Here is a 20,249-nt window from a genome sequence, read left to right on the forward strand (position 1 = left end):
TTTATTTACACTTTGACGAAGAGGATCGTGTAAATTTTTAGTCCAAATTATATAGAACTCATAACATAATAAGAATGGTGGATGACGAATGAAGAAATGGTCGGCAACAGTCATTTTTTTTCTGCTCCTTTGTCTTTTTCCAGTGATGGCTCATGCAGACCGTGGGCCTTCGATCGTGCTTGATGGAGTCACCATTGACCAGAAGGTAGGGGCGCCAGCAGAGAACATTGGGAAAACGGTCATGGTTCCGATTCGGATTGTATCCGAAAACCTCGGTTATGACGTTAAATGGGAACAGGCAACGCAAACGGTGCACGTTCAGCGAGGCAATAGCTCCATCGAAATGACGGCAGGAAAAGATGCAGCTACGATTAATGGAAATGTCGTCAATCTAGATGCACCTCCCTTGATTAAACAGGGTACAACACTAGTTCCATTGCGTTTTGTAGGTGAGGGCATGGGACTACAGGTTGGCTGGGACAATGGTACTAAAACGGTTAGTCTGTTCAGTATTCCACCTGTAGTAGACACGGAGCCTGACAGCGATCCGGTAGTGACTCCAGTCCCGGTTGGTCTGACGGAACTGCAAAGTATTAGTTACAGTGGAGATCGTTTGATCATAGCTACGAATGGCAACATCATCCCCAAAGTGTCCAGTATCAGCGGACCTGAGCGAATTATTGTAGATCTACCGAATACAACCATTTCACAGACATTTGTACAGGGACAGGCTTCGAATCCTGATGGAAGTGGGCAAATCGAAGCCACCGATTCATTTCTTGTTTCTAAAGTCCGATTTGCTATGTTCAGCCAGTCGCCGTCAACGGTGCGAGTGGTTTTGGATCTGACTCAAAGTGCAACAGCAAACTGGTCACTTGGAGAGAATAACGTACTACTCGTTGACATCTCATCTACGAATGGAACTTCGGGTAGTCAGCCAGCCTTACCAGATAATAACGGAAAAACAGTGATTGTTATTGACCCTGGACATGGTGGACGTCAGTCTGGCGCGGTCAGTGTAACAGGTGCTTACGAAAAAGATTTTAATTTAGCTGTAGGAATTAAAGTGAAGGCACTTCTGGAACAGCATGCCAACATTCAGACCGTGATTACTCGTCAGGATGATACGGAGCTTTCCTTGCAACAACGTGTAGATATAGCCAAGCTGAACCAGGCGAATCTTTTTATTTCCATTCATGGAAACAAATTCACAACTCCAGTTCCAAACGGGATTGAAACGTTGTATACACGAAAAGAGAGCAAGAGTTTAGCGGAGACCCTTCACAAGCACGTATTGCCTGTTACAGGACTTAAAGATCGAGGCGTGAAAGTGGCGAGTCTTCATGTGACCCGAGAAACATCGATGCCGGCTGTGCTCCTTGAATTAGGGTTTTTGAGCAATCCAACGGATGAGGCTCTAATGCTTACAGAGTCATATCAGGATCAGTGTGCTCAGGCGATTGTCGACGGAATTTTAGATTATTTGAGATTGTAAAATAGCGTTTTTCGTAAATATGCAGATTAGGGAAGTCCGTTGTTTCAAGATGCATATTTGATAAATTAGGAAAAAATCAGACATTAAAATGTAAAAAAAGCTTGATCTGACAACGTTTTTTTTCTGTTATGTTGGAATATATTCGCAACTTTTGAGATTGGGAGGCGTCTAATAGGTGTCTGGTAATGCCCACGTGTGCAGTGAAAGTTGCAAGCCTACAACATGCGGTAAAAAAATATGAGATTGGTAGGGGTGAAGGATGAAGAAGTTCGGTTTTTTGGTACTGTTATTTGTCTTTGGGTTCGTTTTCCCGGGCTATAGTCATGCAGCAGCAGACACGAAAATTATCCTAGACGGGAATGAGATCGTGCAGCCTTCGGATGCGAGAGCGGATAACATCAATGGTAAGGTGATGGTGCCGATTCGTACGGTTTCCGAAAGTTTGGGATATTCCGTCGATTGGAAACAACAGTCGCAAACGGTGACGATTAGCAAAGACAACACTGCCATGCAGATGATTGTTGGACAGAAGACGGCAACAGTGAACGGCAGTAACGTAGACCTGGATGCCCCGCCCCTCGTGAAAAATGGTACGACCTTAGTACCACTCCGTTTCATCGGAGAGCAAATGGGTCTTAAGGTGGGTTGGAACAACACCACGAAGACGGTAACATTAGTTACCCAGAATGCAGGTTCCGGAAACGGGACAACCACTCCTCCGAACTCTGGTAACGCTGGTGGAGGATCGGATCAAGAAGGCCTTGTACAGGTAAACGGTATCAGTTTCAGTGACAACCGTTTTATGGTGGCTACAAGTGGAAGCACAAAGCCAAATGTCTTCACAATGACCGGACCGGATCGAATTGTAATTGACTTGCCGAACACCGCATTTGCTGATTCGTTCAGCCAAGGTCAGGCATTGGACAGCAATCAAAATGGTCAGCTTGTTGTTAGCGGTTATCCGGACGTGTCTCAAATTCGTTATTCCTTATATAGCAACAGTCCTTCTACCATTAGGTTTGTGATTGATCTGACGGGCGCCAAAGGATACAGTGTACAGAATGATTCAGGACTACTCATCGTTGATCTGAATAATCAAAGTGGCACACCTGCTCCGCCAGTTGGAGGGGATGGCAAGAAGATTGTTGTCATTGATGCAGGGCATGGAGATCAAGATCCTGGAGCGATTGGTGTTACAGGCAAAAGAGAAAAAGATTTCAATCTTGCGATGGCTTTGAAAGTGGAGGCACTTCTGAAAAAAGAGCCAAAGATTGATGTGGTATTAACACGTAGCGATGATACATTTCTCGCATTGAAAGAACGTGTGAAGGTTGCACAAAAAATAAATGCGGATATCTTCATCTCTATTCATGCGAACAGCGGCCCTGTCGCGGCAACGGGGGTAGAAACTTATTATTCCCGTTCGGTCAGCAAGGAATTGGCTAATATTATGCACAAGTATCTCGTGAAATCTTCCGGTTTGAAAGACCGGGGCGTAAAAATGGCCAGCCTCCATGTCACGCGTGAAACAACGATGCCCGCGGTGCTGTTAGAGGGAGGATTCCTTAGCAACAAGAGTGATGAATCTGTATTGTTCACGGAAAATTTCCAGAACAATGTAGCCAAAGGTATTGTTGCTGGGATCAAGGAGTATTTGGGAATTCAATAAGGGACAACCCTTATGCTGAGGAGGCGGAGTTAGAATGAACAAAAAAATATGGATCGCTGCTTTGCTGGTAACGGTTATGGCTGTAGCTGCTGGATGTGGTAGTAAACCGACAGCTGCTCCAAACCAGACACAAGGTGCGGGATCAGAGACACAAACAGGGAACGGCGCAACAGAGGTGGAGGGTCAGGTAATTACCGATCCTACGACTGCTGGTTCCGAGGATAACACGACACCATCTAACTCTGCGAACGGAAGCTCGGAGGGAACAACGTCTTCTGGTGGAGCTTCTTCTGGTGAAGCTTCTACGGACAAACCTTCAACATCCGATAGCAAAGAGAAGAAGTCCATCGAAGTGTTTTATACCGATCCGGAGGAGCTGGAACTTCACAAAGCATCAGCCGAAATTACGTTTGCATCGGAAGATGGCAAATATAAAGAGGCTTTTGCTTCCTTGCAGCAAAGCAAAGATGAAAAGCTCGTTCCGCTGTGGTCCAAAGATATTGAGCTGAAATCAGTTCAATTCAAGGATGGAGCACTCACACTGGATATTCACATGCCGGATACGGCACGTCTTGGTGCTGGTGGTGAATCATTTGCCATTGATGCGTTGAAACAAACGTTTTTCCAGTTTGATGAAGTAAAATCACTTGATCTGCTTGTAGATGGTAAATCAACTGAAAGCTTGATGGGACATGTGGATCTTGAACATCCAATGACAAGATCCAACTAAGCTGTGCTTCAAGTGTGTTACCGTGGACTCACGGATTGAGGTCGTTTTTATATGAGAGAGGGGAATCATAGGTGACTTTTAAATATAACCATCCATCACACTCTAAAAAAGTAGTATCAGCCGTGCTTGCAGGCATGATGGCCCTTAGCGCGGGTGGAGCTGCTATGGCAGCAGACACAACAGAAACGGGGCAGGGCCAAAATGCGGCAGTACAGAGCACGGCTGCACCAACAGGTTTGTTTAGTGATATCAAGGCTGGATACTGGGCTGAGAAACATGTATACAAGCTGGCGTATCAAGGCATTCTTCTCGGCAATAACGGCCTGTTTCGTCCAGGGGACGCGGTAACGCAACAAGAAGCGATAACGATGGCCATTCGTTTTATGAATATGGAATCGCAGTTGAATACGAGCACGGCTGCGGCATTACCGACAAATATGGAAGTGGGAAACTACTTTAAGCCATATGTTGCGCTTGCACTTCAATTGGGACTCGTGGATAAAACGGAAGAAGCATCAGCAGATGTGTCCAAAACAACATGGGGGCAAAAGCCGGCAACTCGTGAATGGACTACCAAACTGTTAATCCGCTCGTTGAAAAAAGATGCTGAAGCGAAGGCACAGAATAATCAGTCCACAGGTTTTGCTGACAACGCAAATATTTCAGACAGTGCGAAAGGGTACGTAAATCTGGCTGTTAGTTTGGATCTGGCCAAAGGTTTGGAAAACAACAAGTTCAATCCGACAGGTTCCGTAACTCGTGCACAGCTTGCAACATTTTTTAGCCGTGGTGAATCGTTGACGGATACGAAGTATCCGAATACTTCTACGGGTTATGTTACCGGATTGAAAGACGGGCAGATCACGCTGGTTGTTGATGGCAAAGCGGTTAACTACGCAGTGAACAGCAGTACCTCTTACTTTACCAAAGATAGTGAAACCCGTGCATCAGCATCGGATGTGAAACTATATACGAAAGTTCTTATTGTTGGTTCGGCAGGTGGAGCTTCCTATGTGGAGGTTGTTGATGCCAAACCACAAGTGGAGAGCATTGAAGGAACATTTGCGCGTGCATTGTCAGGGAACAAAATCGGCCTTTTCGTAGGCGAAAACTATGAAACATATGCTTACGATGAAAACACCGCGTTCATGGATCAGAACGGAAAAGCAATTAAACTGTCCGATATTACAGCAGACAGCGTCATTGAAGTACAGCGTGAGACCTTCTCGGCTGACAAAAAAACAGTGGTGATCCGGGTGAAATCCGGTATCGTTAACAAGAGTGACAGCGGTGTAGTTTCGGAAGTAGTTACTTCTGGAAAAACAATCAAGCTCGTGAATGCTGCGGGGGCAACAGAGCAGTATACGTATACAGATAATCTAATTATTCGTTATCAAAACCGCATTTTGTCTCTGGCTGATTTGAAGGCAGGCAGCGCTGTGAAATACACTGTCAAAGACAGTGTTCTGCAGACAATTGAGTTGAATCAGGGCGTTGAACAATCCATTCGTGGAACGTTAGTTGAGATCGGCGGCAACCAGTCCACATTGACGTATAAACGTGATGGAGGTTCACTTGAAGCAAAATTGCTGAGCGAGAAGCCGGAAGTGATCATTAATGGCATTCAAGATGCAACGCTGAATGACCTGATTACAGATGCGAACAATGGGGACAAGGTTGAATTAACATTAAACAGTGATGACCAGGTAACGCGCATTCAGGTGATTGGCCGGCAAATGGAGCCTCTGAATGGGGCTACAGTTGTATCCTATAACAGCAAAACCAAAGTGCTCACCGTGCTGGATGCCAATAAAAAACCTTACGTATTTACACTAGATGAAAAAACAAAAATGGACTATAACACAGTCAAACCGACACTGGCAGGTCTGGAGTCCTTGTTGAATGACGGACGCAAGCTGGATCTGACTTATGTGGGAACTCGTGCATTGTCTGTGAAGGTAATTTACAAATACGAAGGCACCGTTAGCGGTATTGATACAACAAACCGAAAAATCAGCTTGTTATCTGGCAACCAGACGATTACTGTGCCTTATACGACAGCACCAGCGGTTGAAATGTATAACAAATCAACGGCTAGTCTGTCTGATTTGAAGGTAGGGGACAATGTTGCGATTACCCTTGGAACAAATCAGGATGTAGCGCAGAAGATTGCATTGAAAACAGTCGCTCAATTCGAAGTGGTCTCTATAGAATCGAATGGTCGTGTTCGGGTGAAATCAGATCTGCTGACAAGTCAGTTTTACGTGGATCAAGCGGTATTGACTGGCGAAAGCGGTCAATCCATTACACCTTCCCAGTTGACTACAGGCAATTTGATTAACGTAACGTTTGAAGGAGCTACACCAAAGGCGGTTCAAGTCGTTAAACGTACGCTGGCTGAGGTGACTGCAGTGGATGCAACTTCGGTTACGCTCAAACAGTTTAATGGAACAACCGATAAAGTATCTGTGAGTGGCCCTGTTAAAGTTGTGAAATCCGGTTCGACATTAACATCTTTGAGTAACCTTACGGTTGGTGATCGTGTGGAGATGACTAAAGATACAGATAATTCCACGCGTTTCAGAGTGTTTACTGTCATGAGCAAACAGTTCTGGTCTTATGATGGAGTGGGCAACCAGATTTTGGTTAAACGCGAAACGACATCGGACATGAACTACCGTTTTGCACTGGGCTCCAACGTATTTGTTCACCAGGGTGACAACACTTTAAGCGTGCAATCTCTCAGAGATAATGATAATATTGTATTGTATCTCCTAAACAATGTCGTGATGGAGATTCAAAAACAGTAATCGTTTCTTTTCGAGGATCAAAAGAATGACCGTCTTGATACGGGATCTTTCCCGCATCAAGACGTTTTTTTTGCAAGCTTTTTGGATCCCCGCCAAGCTACTTGGCTGAAGCTTGAAGTAAGGCTCTACAGTGTGGAGCAGACTTGTGGGAGGTAGCTCTTCATGAATGCTGCGACGGTAAGACATATACTCGAAACCATGGAAGCCATGTTTCCTGATGCACATTGCGAATTAAATCACAGCAATGCATTTGAACTAACGGTAGCGGTCCTTTTATCTGCGCAGTGCACAGACGAAACGGTGAACAAGGTCACTGCAGATTTGTTTCAAAAGTACAAAAGCCCTGCCGATTATCTGGCGGTTCCTCTGGAAGAGCTGGAGCAGGATATCCGGCGAATCGGATTGTACCGAAACAAGGCCAAGCATATCCAGAACATGTGCCGAATTTTAATAGAGCAGTATGGCGGCGATGTACCGCAGGAACATGATCAGCTTGTCACTCTGCCGGGTGTCGGACGTAAAACCGCGAATGTTGTCGTTTCAAATGCGTTTGGAGTGCCGGCTATCGCGGTAGATACTCATGTTGAACGTGTGTCGAAGAGACTGGGACTCGCCGGTTGGGATGACTCCGTACTTGAAGTCGAGAAGAAACTGATGAAGCGCGTACCTCGGGATGAGTGGACTATAACTCATCACCGGTTTATATTTTTTGGACGCTACCATTGCAAGGCCCAAACTCCCCAATGTCATATCTGTCCGCTCTTAGACATATGCAGGGAAGGGAAAAAACGTATGAAAACGTCCCAGATCAGGAAAGATAAGGAACGTGTCACCACCCGAAAACGAAAATTAAATTCATAAGCAGAAAAGGATGAATAACGATGAAATGCATTTCCGTGTACACTGACAATTTTGAAGCCTTCTCCGATATTTTTGAACAAATCGTTGAACAGGAAATGGCGGAGAATGAAGAAAAAGAAGTTGAAGGCATTACTGTAAGTCACTCTGGTGACGTGCCTGAGCATTATCTAGAGCGTATGTCTACAAAGCCTGAAGTTGTGGTAATGAGAGACAAAGGCCGTGGTATTACCATTTTGCAACATGGTCAAGTGTTTGAAATTCTGTTGCCTACAATGGAAAACGCAGTATCTTAAGTTTTCGTTAACCCATAATCAAGAAGCTGGCTTTATGAACATTGCGCAGAAGCGATGGTAAGCGTGAGCTGTTTGGCATGTTATTGAGCCAGCTTCTTGATGATAAATATCCCGAGATTATGCGGGAGTTCAAAGCATGACCTGAATAAAACCGACATGTTCGGTTTTATTTTTTTATAGATACATAGTGGATTTGACTTAACGGATAATGGACACGGGAACGTAGAGATCAGAATAATGAGTTGATTCAAAGGCGGTTTTGACATGATCACGAGGCAAATCATCTCGATTTGAACTTATATTGATCTGGAATCCATCTACATGCAGATTCGAGTGAAATCGTTCAAATTCAAAGATGATAATGTTAAACTATATGGAGATAAAATCAGAGATTGACATCGAAACAGATGTCAAATTAGAGGAGCCAGGAGGAAGGCCAGTCATGTCCAGAACAGATTATCCAGCAGAAATGGCCACACCTTTGTTACCGCTGCGTGAAGCAATGAAGCAGTCAGGGGACCATACCGCTGTAGAAGCATTAACAGATTTAATTAGCAAGGCAGAAACGAAACATCTGACGATTGCGTTCTGTGGGCATTTCTCGGCAGGCAAGTCGAGTTTGATCAACAGCTTGTGTGGCAAGCGAGTACTGCCATCTAGTCCTGTGCCAACCAGTGCGAATGTCGTCGCGATCCGCAATGGCAAACCGAGAGCGCGTATTTATACGTCACCTAACGTAAGCGCTGACAATAAAGCAGGAACGCTGGAGGTTTCACCCGAGGAACTGGAGGCCTATTGTAAAAATGGTGGGGCATACAGCTCTATTGAAGTATGGGATAACATTCCGTTGTTGCAAGATGACGCCGTCCTGCTGGATACGCCAGGTGTGGATTCCACAGATCGCGGCCATAGTCTGGCCACGCATTCGGCTCTGCATCTGGCCGATGTCGTGTTCTATGTGATGGACTATAATCATGTTCAGTCGGAAACGAATCTTTCTTTTGCCAAAAGTTTGTCTGATTGGGGCAAGCCGCTGTTTCTGATTGTGAATCAGATTGACAAACATCGGGAGCGGGAGCTTTCTTTTGATCAATATGTGGATGGGGTAGAGGCGATTTTTGCTGCATGGGAAGTCCGTTATGACGGGCTGTTATTCACTTCTTTGCGTGACCAGCAGCATCGATATAATCAGTGGAGTCAACTACCGGAACTGATTACAGAGCTGATGACCAAGAAAGAAGAGCTGATTTCTCACAGTTTAGCCAGTTCAGCCAGACATATCACGGAGCAACATCTGAGACGGGAAGCAGGAAAGAGAGAAGATGAGGAAACTGCACTCCTTGAAGAAGTAGGAGGACAAGAAGGTATTGAACGTTTGGATCGTGAACTTGCCCTACTGGATGAACAAGCTGCAGAGCTTCGAGCCAAGCCTTCGCAAGTCCGTGAAAAATTCAGGGCAGAGGTGGATTCTTTGCTTGCTAACGCAAACCTTACCCCGGCGGATATCCGCACTTCGGCTGGCTATTATTTGGAGAGCCGCAAGCCGGGATTCCGGGTAGGTCTGCTCTTTTCAGGAGGCAAAACGGAACAGGAGAAACAGCGCCGGGCTTCGGAACTGGTGAGACTGCTTCAGGATCAGACCTCCAGCCAAGTGGAGGTTCATATTCGGACGATGCTCAGACAGCTGGGGGAAGCTAATCAGGTCTGGGATGCCGCGTGGGAGCAGGCGCTTAACACAGAGTTGCCTGCAATTAATGAAGAATTGCTTAAACTAAAACGAAGTGCGAGTGCAGAGCTGTCTCCTGAGTATGTGCTGCAATTCAGCAAAGATGTCCGGGGCGAGATTGAGACCCGGTACCGTAAGTCGGCCATGCTGCTGGCCGACCGCATCCTGGAAGCGCTGGTTGCGCAGGGCGAAGCCGCGCTCCAGGCGCTGGACGCCAGCCGCGCAGCGCTGCTGGCGCAATCCGCGGCGGCGGCGCGCTACACGGCGCTCCAGCGCGCCGCCGCCGAAGAGGCAGCAGGGCTGCGCAGCCTGCTGCCTCCTGCGGGCCCCCTCCCCTCCGGGCTATTGCCGGAGGTGAAGGGCCCGCACGTGCCCGCGCCTGAACCGGGCGAAGCTCCCGGTTCGCAGGCGGGCATGTCCGCGTCTGTGGCGGCGCAGCCACAGACGGAGGCCCCTGCGCCGCCGCGCAGAGCAGCGGCGCAGGGCGCACCGGCGACGGCTGGCGCGGAACGCCGCCGGCGCCTGGACGCAGCAGCGGCACGGCTGGAAGCCGCTGCTGCGCTGGTGGAGCCGTACCCCGCCATGGGGTCGGCGGTACGGGATTTGCGTGCACGCGCGGCTTCGCTTGCGGGCGGCACGTTCACACTCGCGCTGTTCGGTGCGTTCAGCGCGGGCAAATCCTCCTTCGCCAACGCATTGCTGGGCGAAGCAGTCCTCCCGGTATCGCCGCATCCAACGACAGCGGCGATCAACCGTATTATGGCTCCCGCCGGCGGCATGGAGCATGGTACAGCCCGGGTCCGCATGAAGACCCGGGAAGCCTTCCAGGAAGACCTTGCTTACTCCTTCCGTCTGCTTGGTCTTGGAGAGCCGGGTACGGAATGGCAAAAGCGGGTGAAGTCACTCACGCCTTCGGATGTACATCCAGCAGGGCGTCCGCATTATAGCTTCTTACAGGCCGCTGCAGCTGGCTGGGAGGAAACAGCCGATCAGCTTGGGCAAGATGTGCTGGTGGACTTGAATGGATATCGCCATTTTGTAGCCAATGAGAAGAAATCTTGTTTTGTAGATTCTATTGATCTATATTACAGCTGCGACGTGACTGAACAGGGCATAGTGCTCGTGGATACGCCTGGAGCAGATTCAGTTAATGCCCGACATACAGGCGTAACGTTTAATTATATGAAAAATGCCGATGCCTTAATTTTTGTCACCTATTATAATCACGCCTTCTCCCAGGGAGACCGGCAGTTCCTGAGTCAACTTGGGCGAGTGAAAGACAGCTCCGCGATGGATCAGATGTTCTTTGTCGTCAATGCGAGTGATCTGTCTTCCTCGGAAGAAGAATTGGAACAGGTACTCGATCATGTGGGTACAGAACTGCGGAAAAACGGGATCCGTTCCCCACGTCTTTTCCCGGTATCCAGCATGCTTGCGATGGAAGGTAAAATGGATGGGAACGATGATCGATTGCAGCAATCGGGCTTTATCCGTTTCGAAGAAGAGTTTAATCAATTTGCAGGCAAGGAACTGGCTGATCTGGCAGTGGGCGGAGCCTCGGAAGAGATGACACGTGTCGTTCAGCGGTTGAAGCAACGCGCAGAGGATGCGGCGCAGGGGGAAGAAACACTGCGTCAGCGGCGAGATGAACTGGGCACGATCTCAGAGCAGTCACGCCAGCGGATTGAGCGATTGGCACAGCGATCAATGAAGGATGAACTGTCGCAGGAAACGAATGAATTGCTTTTCCATGTCAGACAGCGTTTAGCCTTCCGCTTAGGTCAGTTTATGGCAGAGGCGTTCCATCCTTCCGTATTACGTGAAGATCAGGGCAACTTGAAAACGGCTTTCGCGGCTTGCGGTCGGGAACTGTTGCGTATGATCGGCATTGAGCTTGAGCAGGAATTACTCGCGACAACACTGCGATTGGAACAGACAGGTCATGCCTGGGTTGGCAAGCAAGTAACTGAATGTATTAATGAAGTGAAACAGTTGACAGGCGGCATTGACTTGTCCCTGACCCTGGAGGAAAAGTGGAGTACACCTGTGCTGGAGGAAATCCGGCTTGAAGAACCGTCGGGCTGGAAAAACTACTGGAGTTACTTCCGGAATCCCAAACAGTTTTTTGAAGGAGATGGACGTCAGCGCCTTCAGGAGGCACTGGAACCAGTGCTCAAACAGATGATGATTGAAGTGCTTCCGGCCTCAGAACAAAAGCTGGTGCAATTTTATGATACACAGGTTCATCAATCTGTACAGCATCACTCTCGTCAGCTCACCGAAAGGCTGGAAGAAGCCGTTACGGGTATACAAGATTCCCTTGCAAGCGGAATCCAGGCTGAGCAATGGGTGGCTTTGTCCAAACAGCTTGAACAATTACAGGAATAGATGGTCATAGTAATAGCATCACCGTGTGAAACTTCTGACAAGGGATGCGCTATACTGTCACAAGGCTGGTTGATCACATTTGCAAATATTTTGGAAACGTTTGTAAAATAATTGATTTCTTCCACAATCCATTGAAAATATTTCAAAAAAACGTCAGAAAGGCTCCCGCCACAAAAGGTATATAGGGAGCCTTTTTTTGGTATGAACAACCTGAAATAAAGAGAATATTCAAACATTTGATTGAAAGTCGGCTATTGGCATCCGTTAATGCGATAATAAGCTGAAAGTCGCCTGAATATGGTCTATTATTCGCTTTGCCGCGAATGAGGGACGGTGATAAACTTCATAAATGTTCATATCATTTCAAGCAACATTAGAGGAGGAGACACATGGATGTTCTCAGGCAACTGCAAACCTATTTTTGGGAGAAACGAACGTATTTATTGGTATCGATCTTGTTTCTCGCCTTAGCGACCGCACTTGGATTAGTCTATCCGAACCTGCTTCGAATTTTGATCGATGACGTTATTGTGCCGCGCAATTTTGAAGACGTTCCCATGCTTGCCCTGACGGTGTTAGGTGTTGTTATTTTGAAAGCAGGCATGCAATTTTTACACGGTTTCTTTGGCGGACGTCTAGGTAATTATTTGGCGTACCGGCTACGTAATGCCTGTTATGAAAAACTTCAATTTTTATCCTTCCGTTATTATGATACGGCCAAAACAGGTGATCTGATGTCCCGCCTCACGGGAGATTTGGAGGCCATCCGTAACTTTATCGGATTTGGTTTCGCCCAGATTCTTAACATGGTTCTAATGGTCGTATTCGGCGCAATTATGATGATGACGATGAGCTGGAAGTTAACGCTGTTGACACTCGTCTGCATTCCTCTGCTTGCCTTCGTTGCGCTGCGATTCGAATCCAGAATTCATCCCGCATTTCAGGAAATGCGATTGGCTTTAAGCTCGCTGACTACAGCGGTGCAAGAAAACATTACAGGTGTACGAACGGTTAAATCGTTTGCACGTGAGCCTTATGAAGTGGAGAAGTTCTCCACACGAAATGAACGCTACAAAACGAATCAGATTCATGCTGCTACGTTGTGGAGCCGCTATTTTCCCATTATGGAGATTCTGGCTTCGGTGAGTGTTGTACTGCTGCTTGTGATTGGTGGAAGAATGGTTATTCAGCAAACGCTGACCTTGGGTCAACTTGTTGCCTTCTTCAGTTTGATCTGGTACATAATTGGTCCGATGTGGGGCCTCGGCTTCCATATTAACAACTATACTCAGTCCAAAGCTTCAGGTGAACGGGTGCTTGAGTTGCTGAACACCCCTGTGGATGTGCAAGAGACCGAAGACCCAGTTATTGTGGAGACAGATCAGGTGAAAGGTCATGTGACTTTTGAATCGGTAACATTTGCTTATGGTAACAAAATGCCTGCTGTAACCGATATTAATTTTGATGCTCCGCCTGGTTCTGTAATCGGTTTCCTGGGAGGAACAGGTTCAGGGAAATCAACGATTATCCAGCTTCTGATGCGTGCCTATAACGTTAACTCCGGTTCGATCAAGCTCGATGGCAGGAATATTAAAGATATGGGCATTCGCAGCTTGCGGAGTCAGATTGCTTCCGTGTTCCAGGAGACATTCCTGTTTTCCTCCAGCATACGTAACAACATCTCGTACGGCTTGAAAAATGTGACGATGGAAGAGATTATCCGCGCCGCCAAGCTGGCCAAGGCTCATGAATTTATCATGGAGTTTCCCGAAGGATATGATACGGTCGTTGGTGAACGCGGTATGGGACTTTCTGGAGGACAAAAGCAGCGCATCGCTATTGCGCGAGCTTTGCTAAAAAATCCGAAAATTCTTGTGCTTGATGATGCCACAAGTGCCGTGGATATGGAAACCGAACATGAGATTCAGTCCGGATTCCAGGAGGTTATGCGCGGTAGAACGACATTTATCATTGCCCACCGGATCTCTTCGCTGCGACATGCAGATGAGATTCTGGTGTTGGACGAAGGACGCGTGGTACAGCGGGGCAAACATACGGAGCTTATTCAAGTGCCTGGACCGTACCAGGATGTCTATAACATTCAATATGCAGACTACATTGCCCGCGGAAAGCGGGAGGCTGGGGAGCAGGTGAACTCATGAGTGCCGAAACGATAACAGATAGGCGAGAGGTTAAGGAACCCTCGAATAAAAAAATGAATGAACGATTTGTCTATCAGGACGATGAAGTCATTGAAAAACCGTTTAACTGGCAAGAATTTGGACGATTGTTTGCTTACATGAAGCCTTATGCGAGGCAACTCCTGCCGTTTGTGATTCTGATGATGATTCTCGGAACGATTACGAAATTAGCCGTACCTTTTCTAATCAGTCTTGCAATCGATAGAGCTATCGCACCACAGAGCGGAGTACCTAGCATGACACTGCTGTACATTATTGCAGGTTCAATCTTGTTATTGTATCTCATCCAGTGGGCAGCTAACACGTATCGAATTAAACTGACGAATATTATTGGGCAGCGGGTGATTTACGATCTTCGCTCAGACTTGTTCAAACATATTCAGAAGCTGTCGTTTAACTTTTTTGACAAAAGACCGGCAGGTTCTGTGCTTGTACGTGTAACGAATGATATCAACTCTTTACAGGATCTGTTCACGAATGGTGCGGTCAACGTGATGATCGACTGCGTGCAGCTGCTTGGTATCATCGTCATTCTCCTGCTAATTAACTGGAAACTAGGTCTTGCTGTAATCATTACGGTGCCGATTATGTTCATTATATCTACGAAATTGCGGGTGTTGATTCGCCGCGCGTGGCAGGACGTGCGTATGAAGAACTCTCGGATTAACTCTCACTTGAATGAATCCATTCAAGGAATCCGGGTTACGCAGGCGTACACTCAAGAAAAAGAAAATATGAAATACTTCGACAACATGAATATGTCCAGCAAAAAGTCCTGGGACAAAGCATCAGCGATGAACCAGGGATTTGGTCCTCTAATTGAGATTACAGGTGGTTTCGGGACGTTAATTCTGTTCTGGTACGGCGCACATCTCATTCAAAATGAAATGTTAACCGTAGGTTTGCTCGTCGCTTTCGCTAACTATGTCGGTAACTTCTGGGACCCGATTAACCGTCTGGGACAGATGTACAATCAGTTGCTGGTTGCAATGGCATCCTCTGAGCGGATCTTTGAGTTCATGGATGAGAAGCCGAATATCGCTGATAAACCTGGTGCAAAGCCGCTTCCTTCTATTAAAGGGGATATCGTATTTGATAATGTCGTATTTGAGTACGAAAAAGGAAGACAGGCGCTGAAAGGCATCAGCTTCTCGGCGGCGGCCGGGCAATCGATTGCGCTTGTCGGTCATACAGGCTCCGGTAAAAGCACCATTATCAATCTGATCAGCCGTTTCTATGACATCACGGGAGGGCGCCTGACCATTGATGGACATGACGTACGTGATGTTACGGTGGAAAGCTTGCGCAGTCAGATCAGCATTGTGCTGCAGGATACATTTATTTTCTCGGGCACCATCCGGGATAATATCCGTTTTGGACGGTTGGATGCAACGAACGAAGAAGTGGAAGAAGCGGCGAAAGCCGTTAACGCGCACGAGTTCATCATGAAGCTTCCGGGTGGATATGATACCGAAGTGGAAGAGAGAGGTAATGTGTTGTCGATGGGACAACGGCAATTGTTATCTTTTGCCCGGGCATTGCTCGCTGATCCGCGCATCTTGATTCTGGATGAAGCTACAGCCAGCATTGATACGGAAACGGAGTTGAAAATTCAGGAAGCTCTCAAAGTACTGTTACAGGGGCGAACGTCCTTTATGGTGGCTCACCGTCTTTCCACCATTCGTAATGCAGATCACATTATTGTACTGGATCATGGGGAGATTAAGGAAGAGGGCAACCATGAACAGCTTATCCAGAAACAAGGAGTCTACAATGGTCTGATTGAAGCACAGTATCGGTTTTTGTAACAATCATAACGAGTAACTTAGATTTACAGACACTTCAGCTTATTTTGTTCTTGGTGACTTTTCATCAGACGGTCCTGATGAAAGCAAGCACTGAGGCAAAGTGCTGAAGTGTTTTTTTATGCGAATTGTGGGGCATTCACAGATAAATCTATTTTCAAGATGAATTTGTTGTCCGAAAATGAATAGCGAAATTATGTTATATTTTAAATGATTAAATGAAGCACAATAGAGAGTTCTGGAGGAAAAATATGCAGATGAAAGCTACCGATGAGGCTAATCTATATACATCTTTTGATCAGCTGCATCTGCTGCATTTCAAGTTAATTGAATTGGAGTCAGCAGTTACTAGTAAATCAGAATCAACCTGGCGTCTCGGAAAACACTTTCTGGATCGTTATCTGTTACTGTTCATTACGAATGGTGAAGGATGGCTTACTGTGGACGGTCAGTTTATTGAACTCAGAAGCGGATCAATATATCTAGGCCTGCCGGGACAACTGATTGAAGCAGAGCTTCGGGGGAGAGAAGAAGCTGGACTCTATCAGATCAGATTCAACGTTTTTTGCGACGAACAGTCAAACTCAAACTTGGAATCCGCTTTGGACATGATGAAGCAAATGTGTACGCAGATGAATGGTCGTGCGGTCCCATGCAGCTCACCAGTCGCTATGAGTTTGTTATGTCAGGAAATCGAGCAACTGATTCGTGAGGGAAACGGGCTGCAGCATTATTTGGGTCAGATTCGTTTTCAGGAGCTGCTGCATAGGCTGTTTAATGATATGGTTCATGTACAGTCCTACCAACCCGCATTGCCAATTGAACAGGTTAGACATCATATCGAACAGAACTATATGAAGAAAATAACGATAGAGGATTTGGCTGAAGTTGCACGGATGAGTTCTCGTCATTTCATGCGGTTGTTTAAGAAAATGTATGGTTGTAGCGCAATGGATTATTTGGCAATATACCGGATCAAGCAGGCTCAGATCATGATGAGGAATGATCATAGTCCAAGGCTAAAGGAAATTGCATCTTGTGTAGGGTTTCAGGACGAGATGTACTTTCGCCGAAAATTCAAGCAAATCACAGGTCTCCCGCCAGCAGCTTTTATACAAAATAGCAAGCAGCGTATTGCAACGGTTCACTCGCTTGGCATTGGAACATTACTGGCTCTCCAGATTATTCCTGCCGCTGCTCAAGCGAGTCATCCTTGGACAGCCTATTACAGACGAAAATATGAAACAGATAAAGTCATACCTTTGGTCGATGATGAGGGTGGCTGTTTGCAGCAATTAGAAGAGATTCGTCCTGATTATATTGTCGCTGTTCGGGAAGAAATGTCTGAGAGCATGATGCAACATTTAAGTTCAATTGCACCTGTTTGTGTGTTAACGCAATCGGAAGGGGATTGGCGGGACCATCTGAGAACGGTAGCTCAATTTATGAATCGGTTTGAGGCGGCTGAGGTGTGGCTCGAAAGATATGAACAAAAGGCTGCCGTGATCAGATCACAGTTATCGAAGCAGGTGCGTCAAGACAGGCTAATCGTGCTTCGTGTACATGGCCCAGAAATACAGGTCATGAGTCCCCAAACCATCGCTTCGGTGTTCTATAACGATATGCAGCTGATGGCGCCAGAGGGGATGGAGAATATTTGGCATAAGCCTCATTTCAATATCAGTGATCTAGCGAAGTTAACCATAGATAGGGCATTGCTTATTGTGAGTGAAGATGACGAATCAAGACAGACGTGGGCAAAAATTCAACAGTCAGAGGTATGGATGGAGACAAAGGCGGCGCAAAATGACGGCATTGATACGTTGATCCCAAGTGTTCTGCTGGATTATACGGCCTTTACCCATGAATTGATGCTGGATGAAGTATTAAAGCTGTGGCGACATCGTCCATAATATAAAGTCTGGATCGTCAATATCCTAGAATGCCGTTATTTTATATACTACTCCTATATCTAATTGATAATGATAATTATTATTGATTGGTGCTTATCATATCTTTTCATATATAGGAGGTACATAAGAAGTGAAGTCAAAATTGTGGGTGATTACAGGTGTCATGTTAATGGTGTTATTACTGGGTGCATGTGGGCAGGCTGCTGGGCCAGACACTTCTGCTTCTGGTGAGAGCGAAAAAAGCTCATCCAGCGCCGCATCGAATACAAAAAATGATAATGGTGAAGTCAAAGTCGTTCAGACCGAGATGGGCGAAATCACGATTCCCAAGTCCCCTAAACGTGTGGTCGGATTATCTGTTGTATACCCAGAGCTGTTATATTCACTCGGTATTGTCCCGGTAGCTGTTCAAAATTATCATGAGGACTTCCCTAAATATTTGCAGGAGCCTTTTAAAAATACGATGAAGATGGGGATTGCGAAAACGCCCAATTTTGAAGCGATCCTGGAGGCGAATCCGGACCTGATCATAGCACCTGCATGGTGGTCGAAAAAGGATTATGATCAGCTTTCAAGTATTGCACCGACAGTGCTTCTGCCAGAGCGTGAAGAATGGCCTGAAGAACTACAGGATATCGCTGCGGTTTTTGGCAAGGAAACAGAAGCCAAACAGGTTTTGGAAGAGCTCAAGCAACATGAAAAAGAAGGAGCAGACAAGCTGCACAGCCTCATCGGTGATGAAACGGTTTTATATGTACGAGTGATGGAGAAAGAGATTATTTTGAATGGTCCAAATCTTTCTCGGGGTGCTTTTGTCCACAAGCGGTTGGGTTTAAAACCTGTAAGTAATTTTCCAAAAGATGAAACCGGACTGTCCATTTCGATGGAAGTCTTGCCAGAATACGATGCAGATCATCTGATTATCCAGCTTGATGATGAGGAAAATCCGGAAATCCAGAAGAAATATAATGACATGATGAGTACATCCATCTGGAAAAACCTGAAGGCCGTTAAAAACAATCATGTATATCTCGTAGGCGGCAAAGAGTGGTTCAATCTTGGAATGGCACCGATGTCAGATAATTATGCAATCGATGATCTTGTTGCTGCTTTTGAAGAGAAGAACAAATAAACATCTGGAAATGACTTTCGAGACCGTATGATTAATATGAGCGGTGAACATTAGATTAGGAAGTGTTTAATCATGCATAATCAGGATATTTTTGATGTAACGATTATCGGCGGCGGGCCAGCAGGAATGTATGCGGCTTTTTATGCGGGCATGCGCGAAATGAAAGTGAAGCTGATTGAAGGAAAGGATCAGTTAGGCGGTTTTTTACACACGTATTCTGATAAAACGATATGGGATGTTGGCGGACTGCCACCAATGAAATGTGCCAAGCTGATCGACTGGCTTGTTCAGCAAGCGGGTACTTTCGAACCGAATCTGGTGCTCGGCCAGAGTGTTGATGCATTAACCCGGCAGGACGATGGAGTAATTGGACTACACACGCTTACGGGTGAAGTGCATTATACGAGGAGTGTTATTGTTGCCATTGGCCGGGGCATTGCCGAGGTGCAGAAGCTAGAACTGGACAGTGCACATCACTATGAACGGAGTAATCTGCATTATACGGTACAGAATCTGAATTATTTTGCAGGTAAAAAGGTATTGATCTCTGGCGGTGGCAATAGCGCCGTGGATTGGGCTCTTGAACTTGCGGACTTGGCTGACAGGGTAAGCGTAGTTCATAGACAGGATGCTTTCCGTGCAATGGAGCACAATGTGAAACAGATGAAAAGCAGGGTGAAAGTATTCACACCCTTTAAGATTGATCGCTTGTATGGCAATGGGGAACGTATAAACCAAGTTGCCATATCCAATTTGGAAACAGGGGAAGACATAGACTTGGAAGTAGATGAGATCATCATAAGCCATGGTTATTCGAGTCAAGCAAGCAATCTTGCTCGCTGCGGTTTGGTTATGGAGGAAGGTATGATTGCCATGAACCAACTGGGTGAAACCAATATACCTGGTATTTTTACAGCAGGAGACTGCGCGATACGGGAAGGCAAAGTGCGTTTGATTGCGGGCGCTTTTAATGATGCGATTGTTGCGGTCAACAGTGCCAAAACATACATTGAACCAACGGCAGCTGGAATGGCCTACGTTTCGTCCCATAATGAACTGTTTAAGGAGAAAAATCGTGATTTGGAGAAAAGTGACTCGTTAAATGGAAAAATGAAATAACAGGGAAACTTAGGTTGTAAGCTTCTTTAATTTTTATATCCTTAAAAATGGGAGGAATGGAAAGAGTATCGAATCCGAGAATGTAATTTGTAAAATTTGATCGAAAA

Annotated in this window: 12 protein-coding genes; all 12 read left to right on the forward strand. The window is 46.2% G+C overall.

Annotation, left to right across the window (positions count from 1 at the left end; genetic code table 11):
- The first annotated feature begins 88 nt into the window (after positions 1-88).
- The 12 genes from ABIE27_RS08195 (at position 89) to ABIE27_RS08250 (ending at position 20,142) form a co-directional block, all read left to right on the forward strand.
- Positions 89-1,495, forward strand: coding sequence for an N-acetylmuramoyl-L-alanine amidase (locus tag ABIE27_RS08195; RefSeq protein ID WP_429350293.1), 1,407 nt, complete (start codon positions 89-91; stop codon positions 1,493-1,495).
- Between the two features lie 259 nt (positions 1,496-1,754).
- A complete protein-coding gene (locus ABIE27_RS08200) occupies positions 1,755-3,164 on the forward strand; it encodes an N-acetylmuramoyl-L-alanine amidase (RefSeq protein ID WP_429350294.1) in 1,410 nt (469 codons plus the stop codon).
- Between the two features lie 34 nt (positions 3,165-3,198).
- Positions 3,199-3,894 carry a GerMN domain-containing protein gene (locus ABIE27_RS08205; RefSeq protein WP_429350295.1) on the forward strand — a complete coding sequence of 232 codons (696 nt, stop codon included), beginning with the start codon at positions 3,199-3,201 and terminating at the stop codon, positions 3,892-3,894.
- Positions 3,895-3,965: 71 nt separating this feature from the next.
- Positions 3,966-6,704: an S-layer homology domain-containing protein gene (locus ABIE27_RS08210; protein ID WP_429350296.1), complete on the forward strand. Its 2,739-nt coding sequence runs from the start codon at positions 3,966-3,968 to the stop codon at positions 6,702-6,704.
- Positions 6,705-6,866: 162 nt separating this feature from the next.
- Positions 6,867-7,565: an endonuclease III gene (nth, locus tag ABIE27_RS08215; protein ID WP_123066077.1), complete on the forward strand. Its 699-nt coding sequence runs from the start codon at positions 6,867-6,869 to the stop codon at positions 7,563-7,565.
- Between the two features lie 20 nt (positions 7,566-7,585).
- Complete coding sequence (locus ABIE27_RS08220; RefSeq protein ID WP_090917088.1) at positions 7,586-7,858, forward strand: NAD/NADP transhydrogenase alpha subunit; 273 nt, start codon at positions 7,586-7,588, stop codon at positions 7,856-7,858.
- 442 nt (positions 7,859-8,300) lie between these two features.
- Positions 8,301-11,972 carry a dynamin family protein gene (locus ABIE27_RS08225; protein WP_429350297.1) on the forward strand — a complete coding sequence of 1,224 codons (3,672 nt, stop codon included), beginning with the start codon at positions 8,301-8,303 and terminating at the stop codon, positions 11,970-11,972.
- Positions 11,973-12,361: 389 nt separating this feature from the next.
- Positions 12,362-14,134, forward strand: a complete 1,773-nt coding sequence (locus ABIE27_RS08230; protein ID WP_429350298.1) for an ABC transporter ATP-binding protein — start codon at positions 12,362-12,364, stop codon at positions 14,132-14,134.
- On the forward strand, positions 14,131-15,981 hold the full coding sequence (locus ABIE27_RS08235; protein ID WP_123066079.1) for an ABC transporter ATP-binding protein: 1,851 nt from the start codon (positions 14,131-14,133) through the stop codon (positions 15,979-15,981). The genes ABIE27_RS08230 and ABIE27_RS08235 overlap by 4 nt, the downstream gene beginning before the upstream one ends.
- A gap of 248 nt (positions 15,982-16,229) precedes the next feature.
- A complete protein-coding gene (locus ABIE27_RS08240; RefSeq protein ID WP_429350299.1) occupies positions 16,230-17,891 on the forward strand; it encodes an AraC family transcriptional regulator in 1,662 nt (553 codons plus the stop codon).
- Between the two features lie 130 nt (positions 17,892-18,021).
- Positions 18,022-19,023, forward strand: coding sequence for an ABC transporter substrate-binding protein (locus tag ABIE27_RS08245; RefSeq protein WP_429350300.1), 1,002 nt, complete (start codon positions 18,022-18,024; stop codon positions 19,021-19,023).
- A 72-nt stretch (positions 19,024-19,095) separates the two neighbouring features.
- The gene (locus ABIE27_RS08250; protein WP_429350301.1) at positions 19,096-20,142 is read left to right on the forward strand and encodes an NAD(P)/FAD-dependent oxidoreductase; all 1,047 of its coding nucleotides are present in this window, start codon (positions 19,096-19,098) and stop codon (positions 20,140-20,142) included.
- Positions 20,143-20,249: the final 107 nt, after the last annotated feature.

The organism is Paenibacillus sp. 4624 (genome assembly GCF_050435065.1).
GTDB classification, from domain to species: domain Bacteria; phylum Bacillota; class Bacilli; order Paenibacillales; family Paenibacillaceae; genus Paenibacillus; species Paenibacillus amylolyticus_D.